The sequence below is a fragment of the Micromonospora chalcea genome (assembly GCF_028768405.1).
GTDB classification, from domain to species: domain Bacteria; phylum Actinomycetota; class Actinomycetes; order Mycobacteriales; family Micromonosporaceae; genus Micromonospora; species Micromonospora chalcea.
This window is the reverse complement of record NZ_CP118233.1, coordinates 3,744,664-3,762,186: the sequence shown is the minus strand read 5'-3', so window position 1 is coordinate 3,762,186 and position 17,523 is coordinate 3,744,664. Positions and strand designations below refer to the sequence as shown.

Genomic DNA, 17,523 nt, shown 5'->3' with positions numbered 1-17,523 from the left:
TTCCTCTCGTCGTACGGCAACGGCCCGCCCCGGGTCGGGACGGGCCGCTGCCGGTGGTGTCACGGGCGGGGGAGAGCCGCCTCGATCAGCGCGTTCTGCTCGACCTCGTGCATCTTCGCCGAGCCCACCGCCGGGGCGGCGGCGGCCGGCCGGGAGATGCGGCGCAGCCGGACCTCGGGCAGGTGCTCCAGCAGGTTGAGCGCGACGAACGACCAGGCGCCCTGGTTGGCCGGCTCCTCCTGGACCCAGGCGAAGTCCTCGGCGTTCGGGTACTGCGCGAGCGCGGCCCGGACCTCCTCGACGGGCAGCGGGTAGAGCTGCTCCATCCGGATGATCGCGGTGTCCGTCACGCCCCGCTCCTGCCGGGCCTGGAACAGGTCGTAGTAGACCTTGCCCGAGCAGAGCAGCACCCGCTTCACCTGCTCCGGCGCCGGAGCCGCGGTGTCGGCCAGCACGGGCTGGAACGTCCCGGTGGTGAAGTCCTCCACCGGCGACACGCAGAGCTTGTGCCGCAGCAGCGACTTCGGCGTGAACACCACCAGCGGCTTGCGCTTGGGCGACATGGCCTGGCGGCGCAGCAGGTGGAAGTAGTTCGCCGGGGTGGTCGGGATGGCCACCCGCATGTTGTCCTCGGCGCAGAGCTGGAGGAACCGCTCCGGGCGGCCGGACGTGTGGTCCGGGCCCTGGCCCTCGTGGCCGTGCGGCAGCAGCAGCGTCACCGCGGAGCGCTGACCCCACTTCACCTCGCCGGACGAGATGAACTCGTCGATCACCGACTGGGCGCCGTTGACGAAGTCACCGAACTGGGCCTCCCAGGCCACCAGCGCGTTGATGTTCTCCACCGAGTAGCCGTACTCGAAGCCCATGGCCGCGTACTCGGAGAGCAGCGAGTCGTGGACGAAGAAGCGCGACCGCTCGCCGTCGGCGGTGAGCGACATCAGCGGCAGGTAGTCCTCGCCGGTCTTGGCGTCGACCACCGAGGCGTGCCGCTGGACGAACGTGCCGCGGCGCGAGTCCTGCCCGGCGAGCCGGACGGTGACGCCGTCGTGCAGCAGCGTGCCGAACGCGATGATCTCGGCGAAGCCCCAGTCGATGCCGCCCTCGACGGACATCTTGCGGCGCCGCTCCAGCAGCTGCTGGATCCGCTTGTGCGGGGTGAAGCCCTCCGGCAGGTTGACGTGCGCCTCGCCGATCGCCTTGACCACCGCGGCGTCGGTGGCGGTGTCGACATGCGGCTCCGGCTCCTCCTCCCGCGGCGGGCGGCTGAGCTGACGCGGTGTGGTCGCGGCGTCCCGGGTGGCCTTGAAGACCCGTTCCAGCTGCCCCTGGTAGTCGCGCAGCAGCTCCTCCGCGTCCTCCACGGTGATGTCGCCGCGCCCGATCAGCTCCTCGGTGTAGAGCTTCCGGACCGACCGCTTGGAGTCGATGATCTTGTACATCTCCGGGTTGGACATCGACGGGTCGTCGCCCTCGTTGTGCCCGCGCCGGCGGTAGCAGACCATGTCGATCACGACGTCCTTGTTGAACGCCTGCCGGTACTCGAACGCGAGGCGGGCCACCCGGACCACTGCCTCCGGGTCGTCGCCGTTCACGTGGAAGATCGGCGCCTGGATCATCCGGGCCACGTCGGTGCTGTAGAGGCTGGACCGGCTGTACTCCGGGGCGGTGGTGAAGCCGACCTGGTTGTTGACGACCACGTGCACGGTGCCGCCGGTGCGGTAGCCGCGCAGCTGGGACAGGTTGAGCGTCTCGGCGACCACACCCTGGCCGGCGAAGGCGGCGTCACCGTGCACCGCCAGCGGCAGCACGGTGTAGCCCTCCAGCTTGAGATCGATCCGGTCCTGCTTGGCCCGGACTATCCCCTCCAGCACCGGGTCGACGGCCTCCAGGTGCGACGGGTTCGCCACCACCGACACCTTGACCGCGTGCTCGCCGTCCGGAGTGGTGAACTTGCCGTTCTGGCCGAGGTGGTACTTCACGTCGCCCGAGCCCTGGGTGGAGCGCGGGTCGAGGTGCCCCTCGAACTCGGAGAAGATCTTCTCGTACGGCTTGCCGACGATGTTCGCCAGCACGTTGAGCCGGCCGCGGTGGGCCATGCCGATGACGACCTCGTCCAGCCCGGCCTCGGCGGAGCACTCCAGCACCTCGCCGAGCAGCGGGATCAGCGACTCGCCGCCCTCCAGCGAGAAGCGCTTCTGGCCGACGTACTTGGTCTGCAGGAACGTCTCGAACGCCTCGGCGGCGTTGAGCCGGTTCAGCACGTGCTTCTGCTCGTCCTGGCTCGGCTTCTCGTACTTGCGCTCGACCCGCTCCTGGATCCAGCGCCGCTCCTCCGGGTCCTGGATGTGCATGTACTCGATGCCGACCCGGCGGCAGTACGAGTCGCGCAGCACGCCGAGGATCGAGCGCAGCTTCATCCGCTGCTGGCCGGCGAAGCCGTTGACCGGGAAGACGCGGTCGAGGTCCCAGAGCGTGAGCCCGTGCTGGAGGACGTCCAGGTCCGGGTGCTTCCGGATCTTGAACTCCAGCGGGTCGGTGTCGGCCATCAGGTGGCCGCGCACCCGGTACGCGTGGATCAGCTCGTGCACCCGCGCGGTCTTGTTGATCTGGCCTTCGCTGTCGACTGCGACGTCGCGCATCCAGCGCACCGGCTCGTACGGGATGCGCAGCGAGGTGAAGATGTCGTCGTAGAAGCCGCGCTCACCGAGCAGCAGCTCGTGCATGACCTTCAGGAACTCGCCGGACTGCGCGCCCTGGATGATCCGGTGGTCGTACGTGCTGGTCAGCGTGATGACCTTGCTGACCGCGAGCTGGGCCAGGGTGGCCTCGCTCATGCCCTGGTAGGGGGCCGGGTACTCCATCGCGCCGACGCCGATGATGGCGCTCTGCCCCTGCATCAGGCGCGGGATCGAGTGCACCGTGCCGATGCCGCCCGGGTTGGTCAGCGAGATCGTGGTGCCGGAGTAGTCCTCCATGGTCAGCTCGTTGCGGCGGGCGCGCCGGACCACGTCCTCGTACGCCTGCCAGAACTGCCGGAAGTCCATCTGCTCGCAGCCCTTGATGGACGGCACCACCAGGTTGCGCGAGCCGTCCGGCTTGACCAGGTCGATCGCGATGCCCAGGTTGACGTGCTCCGGGCGGACCATCGCCGGCTTGCCGTCGACCTCGGCGAAGGAGTTGTTCATCTCCGGGTGCTCGACGACCGCACGGACGAGCGCGTACCCGATCAGGTGGGTGAAGCTGACCTTGCCACCGCGACCCCGGGTCAGGTGGTTGTTGATCACGATGCGGTTGTCGACGAGCAGCTTGGCCGGGACGGCGCGCACGCTGGTGGCGGTCGGGACCGACAGCGACGCGTCCATGTTCTGCACGATCTTGGCGGCGACGCCGCGCAGCGTCGTGGTGCCGGCGGCGCTCGCGGTCGGTGCCTTGGCGGCCGGCTTGGCCGGGGCGGACTTCTTGGCCGGCTCAGGCGCCTTCGCCGCCGGCTTCGCCGCGGGCCTGGCCGGGGCGGCCGCCTTCGGCTCGGCCTTGGCGGGGGCCGCCTTGGCGGGCTGCTCCTTGACCGTGGTCACTGCTTCCTGCTGCTCGGCCGGCTCCGGCTTCGCGGCCGGCTTGGCCTGCCCCTCCGGGCGCGGCGTGGCGGCGCCCGGGGCCGGCCGGTAGTCGGCGAAGAAGTCGTGCCAGGCCGAATCGACGCTCGAGGGGTCGGCGAGGTAGCGCTGGTACATCTCCTCGACGATCCACTCGTTCGGGCCGAAACCCGCCAGTGGGTTCTCCTGCGAAGTCTGCTGGGTCGACACGGCCGCTAATCGCCTCTTTCACGCGGTTGTGAATGTCACGGTGGCCCCCGGTGACCCCCGGTTGCCGACGCTGGGTAAACCGATGCCAAGGCTACGCCGTGCGCTGAGCGCAGGCATTGTCGCCTCCGGCTGGTGGTCCGTTTCACAGAAGATGCCAGAAGTTCGGCAAACGCTGCGTGATCCGGCGACTCCTGCTAGACGGCGAAGGCCCCGGCCGGTGACGGGTGTCACCGGCCGGGGCCCGGCCTGAGCGCGAGGTCAGGAGATGTCGCGCTTGCGGATCGTGGCGACGCCGATCGCGCCGGCCACCACCGCGTACCCGATCAGCACCAGCGCGCCCGCCCACTGCGGCGGGTTGCCCGGGATGTTGGTGTCGCCGCCCACCATGAGCCCGGAGGCCAGCGACGGAACCAGCAGCTGGAGCTTGTTGATCCAGTCGCCGTACCGCGAGGCGAGCAGGCTCAGCACGATCGCCGCGCCGATCGCGCCACCCAGGTAGAACAGGATGCCGGTCACGGTGGCGCCGATCTGGCTGCGGATCAGCACGCCGAGCCCGACGCCGAGCACCGACCAGAGCACGTAGGCCAGGCCGTTGAGCGCGATCGCCCGCCAGATCGCCCCGCTGCCGAGCTGCGAGCCGACGTCCACCGAGCTGAGGATCAGCGGCGCGGTGATCAGGTTCAGCACCGTGGTGACGAGCCAGAACAGCAGCGCCAGCACGCCAGCCGCGGCCAGTTTGGCCAGCATCACCGCGGTGCGGTGCGGCGCGGTGAGGAACGTGGTGGTCACCGTCTGGTGGAAGAACTCGCTGGTCACCACCACGATGCCGAGCAGCAGCACGATGAGCAGGCCGAAGAACTGGCCGTTGGTGTAGAGGTTGGCCGCCAGGTTGTCGGCGGCCGAGATGGCCTGCAACTGGTCGGACTGCTCGGCCGGCACCTCGCCGAAGTCCCCGCCGGCCAGCGCCTCGGTCTGCAGCCAGTTGAAGAACAGCGTGAGCGCCCACAGCGCCAGGCTGATCAGCCCGAAGATCCACCACGTGCTGGTGGTACGGATCTTGAGCAGTTCGGATCGGACAAGCGTCATCGGATCTCCGCCTTTCCGGCCGTCAGCTCCAGGAAGACCCCTTCGAGGTCGGGCCGCTCGGTGGTCAGCTCGTGCAGCTCGACCTTGGCGGCCAGCGCGAGGCGGCCCACGGTCGGGGCGTCCACGCCGCTGACCAGCAGCGCGCCGTGCGGGTCGGCGTCGACGGTGGCGGACTGCTCGCGCAGCACCGTGGCCAGCTCGTCGGCCTGCGGGGTGCGCACCCGCACCCGGACGCCGTGCGTCATCGACGCCATCACCTGGTCGACCGGACCCTGCCGGACCAGCTTGCCGGCCGCGATGATCACCACGTCGTCGGCGAGCAGCTGCATCTCGGAGAGCAGGTGGCTGGAGACCAGCACCGTACGACCCTCGGCGGCGAGACCCTTGAGGAAACCGCGCATCCAGCGGATGCCCTCCGGGTCCAGGCCGTTGGCCGGCTCGTCCAGGATCAGCACCTGCGGGTTGCCGAGCATCGCGGCGGCGATGCCGAGGCGCTGCTTCATGCCCAGCGAGTAGCCCTTGAACTTGCGCTTCGCCGCGGGCGAGAGCCCCACCAGGGCGAGCGCCTCGTCGGCGCGCTCCTTCGGCAGCCCGGCCGCCGCGCAGATCACCCGCAGGTGGTTGATGCCGGTGCGGCCCTTGTGCGCGCTGGACGCCTCCAGCACCGCGCCCACCGTGCGCAGCGGGTCGGGCAGGTCGGCGTACCGGCTGCCGCCGATGGTCGCCGTGCCGGCACTCGGCGTCACCAGGTTCAGCAGCATGCGCAGCGTGGTCGTCTTACCGGCGCCGTTCGGGCCGAGGAAGCCGGTGACCCGGCCCGGCTCGACGGTGAACGACAGGTTGTCCACCGCGCGGACGGTCTTGTATTGCTTGGTCAGGCCGGACACGATGATCTGGCCGGTCCCGGCACTGGGGCGTGGCTGCCCGTCGGACATCATTCTCCTCTCCTGCCCCGGCGGGCATGACGCGCGCCGGTGGGGGCGCTGTTGCGGGGGCGCCCCGCAACAGCCTTCCAACCCGGCGCAAGGGGGTCAATCAGGCGGGACGTGTACGCGCCGTCCTCCTCAGGTAGGACATCAGGCGGTCGCCAGCGCCACCCAGGTGGCCCGGGCGCGGCCGAGCAATGCGCCGTCCGCACCGTACAGGCTGGTGTGCACCTCCGCCTTCCGCCCCTCGCCGCCCACCGCGAGGCCGGTCACCACGCACTCGTCGCCGGGTCGTGGCAGCGCCGTGACCTGCGCGGCGATCCGCCCCAGGACGTACGGGCGGCCGGGCGCGAGCACCGCCCAGCCACCGGGGCAGTCCAGCGCCGCCCACACCGTCGCGGGCGTCACCTCGGCCGGGGCGCGGAACGGCGCGGCGGTCCGCCCGTCCGGCAGCCGCCCCGGGAAGATCCGCAGGCCGTCCGGGTGCGCCGGGCCGCAGACGAAGCAGCGGGGAAACGGGTGGTCCAGCAGACCGGGGTACGCCCGCGCGGCGTCGGCCGCCGTCGCCCGGTCCACCGGCGGCACCACCGCCTCGACCGGCTCCACCCGGCGTACCTGGGCGATCAACTGGCCGTCCGGGTCGCGTACCTCGCCGTCGGCGGCGGTCAGCGGGGTCTCCAGCGGCGGCGGCCGGCGCAACGTGACCTCCACCGGCCCCCGGTCGTCGATCAGCGCGGCGAAGATCCCGGCGCTCCAGCCGCCGTTGCCCGAACCGTCCGGTCCCTGGAACCGGGCCTCGACCAGCATGCGCACCTCCGGGTTCACCTCCGCCGGCGCCCTCGCCGGCGTCCGGCAGCCTCGCACACCCCCGCGCCGCACCGGCCGTCCCGGTGCGCACGACGCCGCCGACCGGCGTTCACCGGATCGACACCCCTCACCCCGCCCGGTGGCAACCCACGGCACCTACACAGGAGCCATGGCCGTTCTGCACGCCGCTGGCGCACCGCTCACGACCAGCGGTTACACCCTGCTGATCGCCGACGACCCGACACTGGTCGCGGCCGCGCAACGCCTGCGCCACGAGGTGTTCGCCGGCGAACTCGGCGCCACAGTGCCGAGCGCCGTCACCGGGCTCGACTCCGACGAGTTCGACGCGCACTGCGACCACCTGGTGGTGCTGCGCGAGGGCACCGGCGAGGTCGTCGGCACGTACCGGCTGCTGCCACCCGGCCGCACCGCACGCCGGTACGCCGACGGCGAGTTCGACCTGCGCCCGCTCGCCCCGCTCCGCGACGACCTGGTCGAGGCGGGCCGCTCGTGCGTGCACCCGGACCACCGGACCGGCGCCGTGATCAACCTGATGTGGGCCGGGATCTGCCGCTACCTGCATCTGCGCGGCTCCCGCTGGCTCGGCGGCTGCGCCTCGGTGCCGGTCACCGACGGCGGGGTCGCCGCCGCTGCGGTGTGGGCCGAGGTCAGCGCCCGGCACCTGGCCCCGCCGGCGCTGCGGGTCACCCCGCGCCGACCCTGGTTCGCCGAGGCGCCCGCCGCCGACCCGGGCGCGCTCACCCCCGCCGGGGGCCGGGCGCTCGTGCCGCCGCTGCTGCGCGGCTACCTGCGGCTCGGCGCCTGGGTGGCCGGTGAGCCGGCGTACGACAGCGACTTCGGCTGCGCCGACTTCTACGTGCTGTTCTCGCTCGACCGGATGAACCCGCGCTACCTGCGGCACTTCCTCGGCGGCGGCTCGTGACCGCCGCTGCTCCTCCGCGTGGCAGGGCCGCGGCCGGTCCCGTCGGGGGCGTGGCCGGTCGTGCCGGGGGCGGGCCGGGGGAGGGCCTGTGGCGGCCCGCGTCGGGCTGCGGGCCGGACTGCCTGCCGCCGCCCACCACCCCGGACGTGTCGCGGCTGCGCCGGGCGGGACGGCTGCTCGGCGTACTCGGAATGATGCTGGCCGGGGCCGGCCTGGCCGCGCTCCTGCCGCTGCTGCCGGCGGCGCGGCGGCGGGCCGCGACGCGCGGCTGGGCGCGGTGGACGCTGCGTACCCTCGGGGTGCGGCTGGTGGCCCGGGGCCGGGCGCCGCGCGGCCGGGCGCTGCTGGTCGCCAACCACGTCTCCTGGCTGGACGTCCTGGCGGTGCTGGCGGTCTCGCCGGCCCGGATGCTGGCCAAACGCGAGGTGCGGCGCTGGCCGGTGGTGGGTGCGCTCGCCGCCGCGGCGGGCACCGTGTTCGTGGACCGGTCCCGCCCGCGCGACCTGCCCGCCACCGTCGCGCGCGTGGCCGAGTCGCTGCGCTCCGGGCGGCCGGTGGCGGTCTTCCCGGAGGGTACGACCTGGTGCGGCGCCGCCACCGACTGTCGCCCGGCCGGTGGCTTCCGCCCGGCGATGTTCCAGGCCGCCGTGGCCACCGGCACGCCGGTGGTGCCGCTGGACCTCGCCTACCGGTACGGCGGTGACCCGGGCACGCTCGCCGCCTTCCTCGGCGAGGAGACGCTGTGGGCCTCGATGCGCCGGGTGCTCGCCGCCCGGGACCTGACCGTGGTCGTGACGGTGCGGGCCGCGCTCTACCCGGCGCCGGGGGCGGATCGTAGGGCGCTGGCCCGGGCCGCCGAGGCCGCGATCCGCCCGGCCCCGCCCGTCCGCAGGGCTGACCGGCGCGCGCGTCGCGCTGGACCATCAGAGATCTTGGAAGCAAACGGCCGTCATGAGGACTGCCGTCATGAGGACCTTTTGCTTCCAAGATCTACCGGCTGCGGGCGGACGAGCGGCGTCGGAGACGCGACACAGTCGCGATAGGCGCTTGTTCAGTCGCGATGTATCGCGTTACGCTCCTCGTGTTACTCGACGTGCCGTCGGTCGGTACGTCGTCGAGGGGAGGACGCCATGACCAACTGGACGGTCGACAGCCCGCAGCGGATCACGGTGGACGAGCCGGTCACCCGGCTCGACGTCCGGCTGGTCAGCGGCCGGCTCAACGTGGTCGCCACGGACGGCCCGGCACGGGTCGACGTCACCCGGATCGGCCGGCGGCCACTCCTGGTCGAGATGCGCGACGGCCGGCTGACCGTCCAGCACGAGCGGCCGACCCGGTGGCCGGGCGTGCTCTGGTCCTTCGGCGGCTTCCACCGCCGGTATCGCGCCGAGGTGTCGGTCGCCGTACCGGCCGAGGTCCTTGCCGACCTGCACCTGGTGGACGGCACGCTCGTCGCCTCCGGCCTGCGCGGGGACACCAGGGTCGACGTCACGTCCGGCGAGGTCACGCTGCGGGGGTTGCGGGGACGCACCAGCGCCAAGGTCATCTCCGGCCCGGTCGAGGCGCTCGGCATCGGCGGCGACCTCGACCTGGAGACGGTCTCCGGTGAGCTGATCCTCGCCGACAGCGCGCCCGAGCGGGTACGCGCCCACGCCGTCTCCGGCTCGATCACCTGCGACCTGGACAACCCGCGGGGCAGCGAGATCCGGCTCAGCGCCATCTCCGGCAGCATCACCGTACGGGTTCGCGAGGACAGCGACCTCACGGTGCACCTGCACACCACCGCCGGCAAGATCACCAGCGGCTTTCCGCAGGTGGACGGCGGGCAGCGCGGCTTCGGTTCGATCAAGGACAGCCACGGAGTGCTCGGCGGCGGTACGGGTAGGCTCTGGGCCTCCGCGACCTCCGGCAGCATCGCGCTGCTCGCCCGCCCGGTCGCGACCGCCGAGGACGTGGAGGAGCTGCCGTGACCGCCGTGTTCAGCCACGGCCGGCTCCGGCTCTACCTGCTGAAGCTGCTCGACGACGGCCCGAAGCACGGATACGAGCTGATCCGCCTGCTGGAGGACCGCTTCCTCGGCCTGTACGCGCCCAGCGCCGGCACCATCTACCCCCGTCTGCAACGGATGGAGGCGGAGGGCCTGGTCACGCACACCGCCGTGGGCGGCCGCAAGGTCTACGAGATCACCGAGGCGGGCCGCGCCGAACTGCGGCAGCGCGCCGACGAGCTGTCGACCCTGGAGGCCGACATCGGCGCCGCGGTCGAGGACCTGTCCGCGCTGGCCGGTGAGATCCACAACGAGGTACGCGGCTCGGTCCGCGACCTGAAGCGCGAACTGCGCGAGGTGGCTCGGCAGACCCGGCAGGGCGCGTGGACGGCCTCCGCCACGGCCCGTCCGGCGGGCGACGGGGGATCGGCCCGTCCGGACGACTCGCCGCTGCTCGCCGAGTTCGACAAGCGGCTGGCCGCGTTCACGGTCGAGGTCGGCGCGCTGGTACGGGCGCGGCGGCTCAGTGACAACCAGCTCCGGACCGCGATCCGGATGCTCGACGGAGCGGCCGAAGGGCTGCGGCGACTGTTCCGCTGATCTCACAGGTTGTTTTCAGGGTCCACCCAGCGTGGCCGCAGCCGGAGCGCGGATGATGGGGCCCATGGCGGCTACCCAGACGGAGGCTCGACTGCTCGTGGTCGAGGACGATCCCAACATCCTCGAACTGCTCTCCGCGAGCCTGCGTTTCGCGGGCTTCGACGTGGCCACCGCGACCAGCGGCAGCGCCGCGCTGAACGCGGCCAAGGACCACCGGCCCGACCTGGTGGTGCTGGACGTGATGCTGCCCGACCTGGATGGCTTCGAGGTCATCCGGATGCTCCGCGAGGGCGGCACCCGTACCCCGGTGGTCTTCCTGACCGCGCGCGACGCCACCGACGACAAGATCCGCGGGCTCACCCTGGGCGGCGACGACTACGTCACCAAGCCGTTCAGCCTGGAGGAGCTGACCGCCCGGATCCGGGCCGTGCTGCGGCGCACCGCGACCGGCGACCAGACCCCGTCCCGGCTCACCTTCGCCGACCTGGAGCTGGACGAGGAGACGCACGAGGTGCACCGCGCCGGTCAGCGGGTGCAGCTCTCGCCGACCGAGTTCAAGCTGCTGCGCTACCTGATGCTCAACGCCAACCGGGTGCTCAGCAAGGCGCAGATCCTCGACCACGTCTGGAACTACGACTTCCGCGGTGACGACAACATCGTCGAGTCGTACATCTCGTATCTGCGCCGCAAGGTCGACAACACCCAGCCGCGGCTGATCCACACGCTCCGGGGAGTGGGTTACGTGCTACGCAAGCCGGCGGCGTGAACGTCGTCCACGACGCGAAGGGCAGGCTGCGCAGCGTCCCGCTCCGGCTGAAGCTCGTCGCCTCCGTCCTCGCGCTCGTGGCTGCGGCCCTGGTGGTGATCAGCGTGTCTACCGCCTATTTCCTGCGCAGCTATCTCGTCGGGCAGATCGATACCGAGCTGAGCGACTCGGTGAACCGGTTCGAGTCGATCCCGCCGACCGGTATCACGTTGCCCAGCGACTACCTCGTGGTGCTGACCAGCCGGGGCAGCGGAGAGGTCGACGGCGGAATCGCCTACGACACGGATCGGTTCCAGGAGCGGGACCTGCCGAGCTGGCCCACGGAGGTGAGCGGGTTCCGGAAACTGGAGGGAGATCCGTTCACCGTCCGGGCGCGCGACAGCTCGGTCCGCTGGCGGGTGCTCTACACCCAGTTGCCGAACGGGCAGATGGCGTTGATCGGGGAACATCTGACCGACGTCGACATGGCCGTTCGACAGCTCGTCTGGATCGACCTTCTGGTCGGGGGCGCGGTGCTGATCTCGCTGGCGTCCGTCGGCGCCGGAATCGTCCGTACCAGCCTGAAGCCGCTGGTGGAGATAGAGCGTACGGCGGCCGCCATCGCCGGCGGCGACCTGACCCGGCGCGTGCCCGACCCGGAGATGGGACGGCCGTGCCCGACGTCCGAGCTGGGTCGCCTGTCCCGGGCGCTGAACGCGATGCTGGCGCAGATCGAGGCCGCGTTCACCGCGCGGGCGGCCTCCGAGGCGGCGGCGCGCAGCGCCGAGATGGGCGCGCGGGACGCGGCCGCGTACGCGCAGGCGTCGGAGGCGCGGGCCCGCCGGTCCGAGGAGCGGATGCGGCAGTTCATCGCCGACGCCTCGCATGAGCTGCGGACGCCGTTGACCACGATCCGGGGCTTCGCCGAGCTGTACCGGCAGGGCGCGGCGCGCGCGCCGGAGCAGACCGCCGACCTGCTGCGCCGCATCGAGGACGAGGCGGCCCGGATGGGGCTGCTGGTGGAGGACCTGCTGCTGCTGGCGCGGATGGACCGGGAACGGCCGATCGCGCTGGCCCCGGTCGAGCTGCCGGTGCTGGCCTCGGACGCGGTGGAGGCGGCCCGGGTGGTCGCCCCGGACCGGCGGATCGAGCTGGAGCGGGACCCGGGCGCGGGCCCGCTGGTGGTGCTCGGCGACGACGCCCGGCTGCGCCAGGTGATCGGCAACCTGATGACGAACGCGCTCACCCACACCCCGCCGGACGCCTCGGTGACGCTGCGGCTGCGGGCGGAGGCGGGCAACCTCGCCGTGGTGGAGGTGGCGGACACCGGTCCCGGCCTCACGCCGGAGCAGGCCGAGCGGGTCTTCGAACGGTTCTACCGGGTGGACGCCGCCCGTACCCGGCGGGCCGGCGGGCCGATCAGCACCGGCCTCGGCCTGGCCATCGTGGCCGCGCTCGTGGCCGCGCACCACGGCACCGTCGAGGTGGACAAGACCCCCGGCGGCGGGGCGACGTTCCGGGTGAAGCTGCCGCTGCTGCCCGAGGCGCCCGAGCCGGGCGAGTGACGTTCAGAAAACTTCCAGGCGGATTCCAGGCTGATGACAGTGCCACAGGGAAAGCTGGGGGCATGACCGACCACGAGACCGATCCGCAGCGGTCGCCGGCCCCCGCCGACGCCGAGCCGTCGCACCACACCGCCGAGCTGCCCCGCGTCGAGGGCGGGACGTCGGACTCCTCGAACACCTCGAACACACCGGCCGCCGCGCCGGTTCCGGCCGACTCCCCGGCCGCCGGAACCACGGCGCAGGCCGGAACCACGAACCCGGCCGCTCCGCCGGCCGGCCCGTACCCGCCGCAGGGCGGGACGCCGTACCAGGCCGCGGCGCAGCAGCAGCACCCCTGGTACGGGCAGCAGCACCAGCAGCACGGCTGGGCCCAGCAGCAGAGCGGCTCGGGCTACCAGTCGGCGCCGCACAGCGGCGGGCCGGTCCCGTCGTACCAGGCGCAGCCGTACCAGGGACAGCACGGACAGCACGGACAGCACGGACAGCACGGCTACCAGCCGTACCAGGCCGGGCAGCCGACCCCGCCGTGGGGCACGCCGCAGCCGGCGCGGCCCAGCCGGGCCGGGAAGATCGTCGGCGTGGGCGCGCTGGCGCTGGCGCTGATGTTCGGCTCGGGCGTGGCCGGTGGCGCGCTGGCGCTCGCGCTCGACGGGGACGGCCCGACCCGCACCTACTCCGCCGCCCCGATCATCAACAGCGCCGACCTGCCCAAGATCGCGGCGTCCGTCCAGGACAGCATCGTCACGATCATGACGGGCAGCGGTGAGGGATCCGGGGTGATCCTCAGCGCCGACGGGTTCGTGCTGACGAACAACCACGTGGTGGCCGGCGCCGGTGGCGACACCGTCCGGGTGGTCTTCGCCAACGGCAAGAGCGCGACCGCCAAGATCGTCGGGACCGACCCGAAGACCGACCTCGCGGTGGTCCAGGCCAGCGGGGTCAGCGACCTGAAGGCGGCGAAGTTCGGCGACAGCGACGCCATGCAGGTCGGTGACCAGGTGCTCGCCCTGGGCAGCCCGCTCGGCCTGCAGGGCTCGGTCACCGCCGGCATCCTCAGCGCCCGCGACCGCACCATCCAGGCGGGCAGCGGCCAGCAGAACCCGCAGCAGGGCGCCAGCTCGATCTCCGGCCTGCTGCAGACCGACGCCCCGATCAACCCGGGCAACTCCGGCGGCGCGCTCGTCAACACCCGGGGCGAGGTGATCGGCATCAACACCGCCATCGCCACCGCCGGGCAGGGCAGCACCGGCAACATCGGCGTGGGCTTCGCCATCCCGAGCAACAAGGCCAAGGACGTGGCCGAGAAGCTCCAGCGCGGCGAGAAGATCAGCCACCCCTCGCTCGGGGTGAGCGTGAACGGCGCCGAGGACGGCGGCGCGCTCGTCGCCGCCGTCACTCCGGGCAGCCCCGCCGAGAAGGCCGGGCTCCAGCGCGGCGACGTGATCACCAAGTTCGGTGACAAGGTGATCAACGACTCGAACGATCTGGTCGGCGCGGTGCAGGCCGGCAAGGTCGGCGACCGGGTCGAGGTCGAGTACAAGCGAAACGGATCCGCTGAGACCGCAACCGTGACGCTCGCCGAGACGTCATAGTCCCCAAGACCTGCCTCCCTCCTGGGCGGCGGGTGACGGAGCCAAGGGGGTTGGCTCCGTCGCCCGCCGCCCGTCCTCTTTCTCACCCGGTGCGGGTGAGACCGGCTCACCCGCAACCGGGCCACGCTGGGGGCATGACCACCACGTCCACCGTGCGTACCGACCAGCAGATCCAGCGCGACGTCCTCGCCGAACTGGACTGGGACGCGCAGACCCGGGCCACCGACGTCGGCGTGACGGTCGCCGACGGCGTCGTCACGCTCACCGGGCGGGTGGACAGCTACGCGCGGCGGTGGGCCGTCGAGCGCTGCGCCCACCGGGTACGCGGGGTGCGCGCGGTCGCCAGCGACCTGGAGGTCGACCTGACCGCCACGGACCGGCGTACCGACGCCGACATCGCGATCGCGGCCGACCGGGCGCTGGAGTGGGACAGCTTCGTGCCGGCCGAACGGCTGGACGTGACGGTCGCCGACGGCTGGGTCATGCTCCGGGGCGAGGTCGAGTTCGGCTTCCAGCGCCGTACCGCCGAGCGTGAGCTGCGCCGGCTGCGCGGCGTACGCGGGGTGACGAACCTGATCGAGGTACGGCCCCCGGCCCCGCCCAGCGACGAGCAGCAGCGCCTCGACCTGCGCCGCCTGCTGCTGCGGCGGACCGGCACCGAGCGCATCGACGCCCGGGTCGACGGCGACACTGTGGTGCTCGACGGCGTCGTGGGCGCCTGGTGGCAGCGCGAGGAGGCGGAACGGGCCGCGTGGGCCCTGCCGGGCGTACGTGAGGTGCACGTCGGGATCGCGGTGTCCGGCTGAGCCGACGGCGTGTCGTTTACCGCGGGCCGGGCCGGGAACCCGCGACCCAGCGGGTACGCCGGGGACCGAGCGGGGAGGACTCGTGGCCGTGAACCAGCAGTCCTCGGAGCGCTGGCGGGCCGGGCCGCTGCGGATCGCGATGGTGGTGCCGCCCTGGCTGTCGGTGCCGCCGCCCGGCTACGGCGGGCTGGAGACGCTGGTCGCGGGACTGGTCGACGCGCTCGTCGAGCGGGGGCACGCGGTGACGCTGTTCGGGGCGGGGACCGGGCACGGCACCTCGGCCGACTTCGTCTCCACCTGCGACGAGCTGCAGTACGAGCGGATGGGCGAGTCGCTGCCCGAGCTGGCGCACCTGGCCCACGTCGACCGCCTGATCGGCCCGGCGGACTTCGATCTGGTGCACGACCACAGCACGATCGGCCCGCTGGTGGCCGGACGCCGCCGGGTGCCCACTGTCGCGACCGTGCACGGCAACCCGGTGGGCGAGTACGGCACCGTGCTCGGCAACACCGACCGGGGGGTGGGCCTGGTCGCGATCTCGCACGCGCAGCGCCGGGCGAATCCGGGGCTGCCCTGGGCCGGCACCGTGCACAACGCGATGCCGCTGCGGGACGTCCCGCGCAAGCGGGCGCCCGGGACGGGACCGGTGCTCTGGCTGGCCCGGTTCAGCCCGGACAAGGGCCCGGACGTGGCGATCGCGGCGTGCCGGGCGGCCGGGCTGCCGCTCACGCTGGCCGGCAAGTGCAACGAGCCGGCCGAGCGCCGCTACCTGGAACAGGTGGTACGGCCGCTGCTGGGCGACGACGTCACGCTCGTGCTGAACGCCGACCGCGAGGCCGCGTGGCGGCTGCTGCTGGAGGCCCGTTGCCTGATCATGCCGATCCAGTGGGCGGAGCCGTTCGGCATGGTGATGGTGGAGGCGATGGCGACCGGCACCCCGGTGGTGGCGCTGCGCCGGGGCGCGGTGCCGGAGCTGGTCCGCTCCGGGGTCACCGGGTTCGTCTGCGACGACGCCGACGAGCTGCCGGCGGCGTTGTCGGCGGCAGCCGGCCTGGATCCGGCGGATTGCGTCGCGCATGTCGCGGAGAACTTCTCGGTGGAGCGGATGGCCGCCGACTACGAGGCGGTCTACCGGGGCTTCCTGGCCGCGCGAGCGGGCACACGGGCACCCCGGGCGGTCGCGCCCGCGGTCGCGGGCTGACCGGTCAGGTCTGCCCGGCCACGAGTTCCGCGGCGGCCGCGTCGAGTCGCCGCGCGTACCCAGGGGTGATGCTGCCCTCGCGGCGGCGTTCGTCGATCTTGTCGCGGAGCCGGTCCACGGCGGCGGTCACCTCGCCCTCACCGCTCGCGGCGACCGCGTTGCGCAGCAGGTTGCGCAGGTCCACCCCGACGTCCTCGCGGATCTGACCCTCCGCCAGCCCGGCCTCGATCAGCCCGTCGACCCGTTCGGCGGCGTCGGGCTGGCCGGTCGCGGGCGGACGGTTGCCGCCGGTGGCGGGCGCGCTCGACGGTGTGGCCGGCGCCGTGACGACCGGCGGCTCCGGCGCGGGCGCGACGGTGGACGGCGGCTGGACCGGCCCGGCGGTCGGCAGCACCCGGGGGTCCTCCGGCCGGTCCGGTGTCAGCGTGGGCACGAGCAGCGCGGCGGCGGCGACCACCGCCACGCCGGCCGCCGCGAGCGCGAGGACGCGCCGCCGGCTCGGCGCGGCGGCCGGGTTGCCCGGCGGGACCGGGTCCGCGGCCGGCCCGGGCGGCGGGGGAGCAGACGACGGCGGCAGCGCGGGCAGCGTCATGGTGGGCGCCAGCATGGTGGCGGCCTGCGGGTCGGCGGGCAGCATCTGGTCGCGCAGCACGGCCGCCACCCGGTGCGCGGTGGGCCGCTGTCGCGGGTCGCGGGCCAGGCAGCGCAGGCAGATCTCCGCGACCGGTCCCGGCAGCCCCGGTACGCCGTCGAGGCTGGGCTCCGGGCTCTCCGCGAGCGCGGCGCTCAACTCCTCCCAGGTCTCCGCCGGGTACGGCGGGTGCCCGGTCAGCGTCTCGAACAGCAGCACGCCGAGCGAGTAGACGTCGGTGGCCGGCTGGGCCGCCGCCCCGTCCAGCCGTTCCGGCGCCACGTACGCCGGGGTGCCGAACGTGCCGCCGTCCTCGTCGTCGTCCGGCGTCCCGACCCGGGTGGCGATGCCGAAGTCGAGCACCTTCGCCCCGGTGCCGGTCATCATCACGTTGGCCGGGGTCACGTCCCGGTGCACGATGCCGAGCCGGTGCGCGGCGGCGAGCGCCTCGGCCACCTGCGCGCCCGTCTCCACCGCCTCCGGCCAGGGCAGCGGCCCCTCGGTGAGCCGGTGTTCCAGCTCCTCACCGGCGAGCAGCTCCATCACCACGAACGAGGTGATCGAGCCGTCCGGCGCCACCGTCTCGCCGTAGTCGTGCACGGCCGTGACATGTGGATGGTCGAGCTGGGCGGCCGAGCGGGCCTCCTCGCGCACCATGTCGCGGAACCGGGCGTCGGCGGCGAGCGAGGGCGCGAGCACCTTGACCGCCACCACCCGGTCGAGCACCTCGTCGCGGGCCCGCCAGATCACCGACATGCCACCGGCGCCGATCCGGTCGATGAGCCGGTACCGACGGGCCAGCAGGCGGCCGGCCTGGAGTGTCGCCATCAG

Annotated in this window: 14 protein-coding genes; 9 read left to right on the top strand and 5 right to left on the bottom strand. The window is 73.0% G+C overall.

What is annotated here, in order from left to right; all coding sequences use genetic code 11:
• Window positions 1-59: 59 nt before the first annotated feature.
• The 4 genes from PVK74_RS16340 to PVK74_RS16325 form a co-directional block, all read right to left on the bottom strand.
• On the bottom strand, window positions 60-3,803 hold the full coding sequence (locus PVK74_RS16340; RefSeq protein ID WP_043328543.1) for a multifunctional oxoglutarate decarboxylase/oxoglutarate dehydrogenase thiamine pyrophosphate-binding subunit/dihydrolipoyllysine-residue succinyltransferase subunit: 3,744 nt from the start codon (window positions 3,801-3,803) through the stop codon (window positions 60-62).
• 258 nt (window positions 3,804-4,061) lie between these two features.
• Entirely contained in the window at window positions 4,062-4,889 is an 828-nt protein-coding gene (locus tag PVK74_RS16335) for an ABC transporter permease (protein ID WP_043328545.1), read from the bottom strand.
• Window positions 4,886-5,827, bottom strand: coding sequence for an ABC transporter ATP-binding protein (locus PVK74_RS16330; protein ID WP_369799327.1), 942 nt, complete (start codon window positions 5,825-5,827; stop codon window positions 4,886-4,888). The genes PVK74_RS16335 and PVK74_RS16330 overlap by 4 nt, the downstream gene beginning before the upstream one ends.
• A gap of 138 nt (window positions 5,828-5,965) precedes the next feature.
• Window positions 5,966-6,622: a hypothetical protein gene (locus PVK74_RS16325; protein WP_069087399.1), complete on the bottom strand. Its 657-nt coding sequence runs from the start codon at window positions 6,620-6,622 to the stop codon at window positions 5,966-5,968.
• A 169-nt stretch (window positions 6,623-6,791) separates the two neighbouring features.
• Here PVK74_RS16325 and PVK74_RS16320 point away from each other — a divergent pair, with 169 nt between their 5' ends.
• From PVK74_RS16320 to PVK74_RS16280, 9 genes are all read left to right on the top strand, one after another.
• Window positions 6,792-7,565: a GNAT family N-acetyltransferase gene (locus PVK74_RS16320; protein WP_064447868.1), complete on the top strand. Its 774-nt coding sequence runs from the start codon at window positions 6,792-6,794 to the stop codon at window positions 7,563-7,565.
• 50 nt (window positions 7,566-7,615) lie between these two features.
• Window positions 7,616-8,608 (top strand): lysophospholipid acyltransferase family protein, encoded by a 993-nt coding sequence (locus PVK74_RS16315; RefSeq protein WP_274476731.1) that lies wholly within the window; start codon window positions 7,616-7,618, stop codon window positions 8,606-8,608.
• An 87-nt stretch (window positions 8,609-8,695) separates the two neighbouring features.
• Window positions 8,696-9,535: a DUF4097 family beta strand repeat-containing protein gene (locus PVK74_RS16310; RefSeq protein ID WP_043328551.1), complete on the top strand. Its 840-nt coding sequence runs from the start codon at window positions 8,696-8,698 to the stop codon at window positions 9,533-9,535.
• Window positions 9,532-10,152 carry a PadR family transcriptional regulator gene (locus tag PVK74_RS16305; RefSeq protein WP_030503210.1) on the top strand — a complete coding sequence of 207 codons (621 nt, stop codon included), beginning with the start codon at window positions 9,532-9,534 and terminating at the stop codon, window positions 10,150-10,152. Before PVK74_RS16310 ends, PVK74_RS16305 begins: the two co-directional genes overlap by 4 nt.
• A gap of 64 nt (window positions 10,153-10,216) precedes the next feature.
• Complete coding sequence (locus tag PVK74_RS16300) at window positions 10,217-10,918, top strand: response regulator transcription factor (protein WP_043328553.1); 702 nt, start codon at window positions 10,217-10,219, stop codon at window positions 10,916-10,918.
• A complete protein-coding gene (locus tag PVK74_RS16295) occupies window positions 10,915-12,462 on the top strand; it encodes a sensor histidine kinase (protein WP_113974702.1) in 1,548 nt (515 codons plus the stop codon). Before PVK74_RS16300 ends, PVK74_RS16295 begins: the two co-directional genes overlap by 4 nt.
• Before the next feature lie 62 nt (window positions 12,463-12,524).
• Window positions 12,525-14,054, top strand: a complete 1,530-nt coding sequence (locus PVK74_RS16290; protein WP_274476730.1) for a S1C family serine protease — start codon at window positions 12,525-12,527, stop codon at window positions 14,052-14,054.
• A gap of 134 nt (window positions 14,055-14,188) precedes the next feature.
• Window positions 14,189-14,860, top strand: coding sequence for a BON domain-containing protein (locus PVK74_RS16285; protein WP_274476729.1), 672 nt, complete (start codon window positions 14,189-14,191; stop codon window positions 14,858-14,860).
• A 139-nt stretch (window positions 14,861-14,999) separates the two neighbouring features.
• Window positions 15,000-16,061, top strand: a complete 1,062-nt coding sequence (locus PVK74_RS16280; RefSeq protein WP_187694160.1) for a glycosyltransferase family 4 protein — start codon at window positions 15,000-15,002, stop codon at window positions 16,059-16,061.
• A gap of 4 nt (window positions 16,062-16,065) precedes the next feature.
• On the opposite strand, the gene PVK74_RS16275 is transcribed toward PVK74_RS16280, so the two are convergent.
• Window positions 16,066-17,520, bottom strand: coding sequence for a serine/threonine-protein kinase (locus tag PVK74_RS16275; RefSeq protein WP_274476727.1), 1,455 nt, complete (start codon window positions 17,518-17,520; stop codon window positions 16,066-16,068).
• Window positions 17,521-17,523: the final 3 nt, after the last annotated feature.

Bases quoted from the DNA above. Each gene is read 5' to 3' on its own strand.
- PVK74_RS16335 (WP_043328545.1), bottom strand. From the start codon at position 4,889: ATGACGCTTGTCCGATCCGAACTGCTCAAGATCCGTACCACCAGCACG.
- PVK74_RS16330 (WP_369799327.1), bottom strand. From the start codon at position 5,827: ATGATGTCCGACGGGCAGCCACGCCCCAGTGCCGGGACCGGCCAGATC.
- PVK74_RS16325 (WP_069087399.1), bottom strand. From the start codon at position 6,622: ATGCTGGTCGAGGCCCGGTTCCAGGGACCGGACGGTTCGGGCAACGGC.
- PVK74_RS16320 (WP_064447868.1), top strand. From the start codon at position 6,792: ATGGCCGTTCTGCACGCCGCTGGCGCACCGCTCACGACCAGCGGTTAC.
- PVK74_RS16310 (WP_043328551.1), top strand. From the start codon at position 8,696: ATGACCAACTGGACGGTCGACAGCCCGCAGCGGATCACGGTGGACGAG.
- PVK74_RS16300 (WP_043328553.1), top strand. From the start codon at position 10,217: ATGGCGGCTACCCAGACGGAGGCTCGACTGCTCGTGGTCGAGGACGAT.
- PVK74_RS16290 (WP_274476730.1), top strand. From the start codon at position 12,525: ATGACCGACCACGAGACCGATCCGCAGCGGTCGCCGGCCCCCGCCGAC.
- PVK74_RS16285 (WP_274476729.1), top strand. From the start codon at position 14,189: ATGACCACCACGTCCACCGTGCGTACCGACCAGCAGATCCAGCGCGAC.
- PVK74_RS16280 (WP_187694160.1), top strand. From the start codon at position 15,000: ATGGTGGTGCCGCCCTGGCTGTCGGTGCCGCCGCCCGGCTACGGCGGG.
- PVK74_RS16275 (WP_274476727.1), bottom strand. From the start codon at position 17,520: ATGGCGACACTCCAGGCCGGCCGCCTGCTGGCCCGTCGGTACCGGCTC.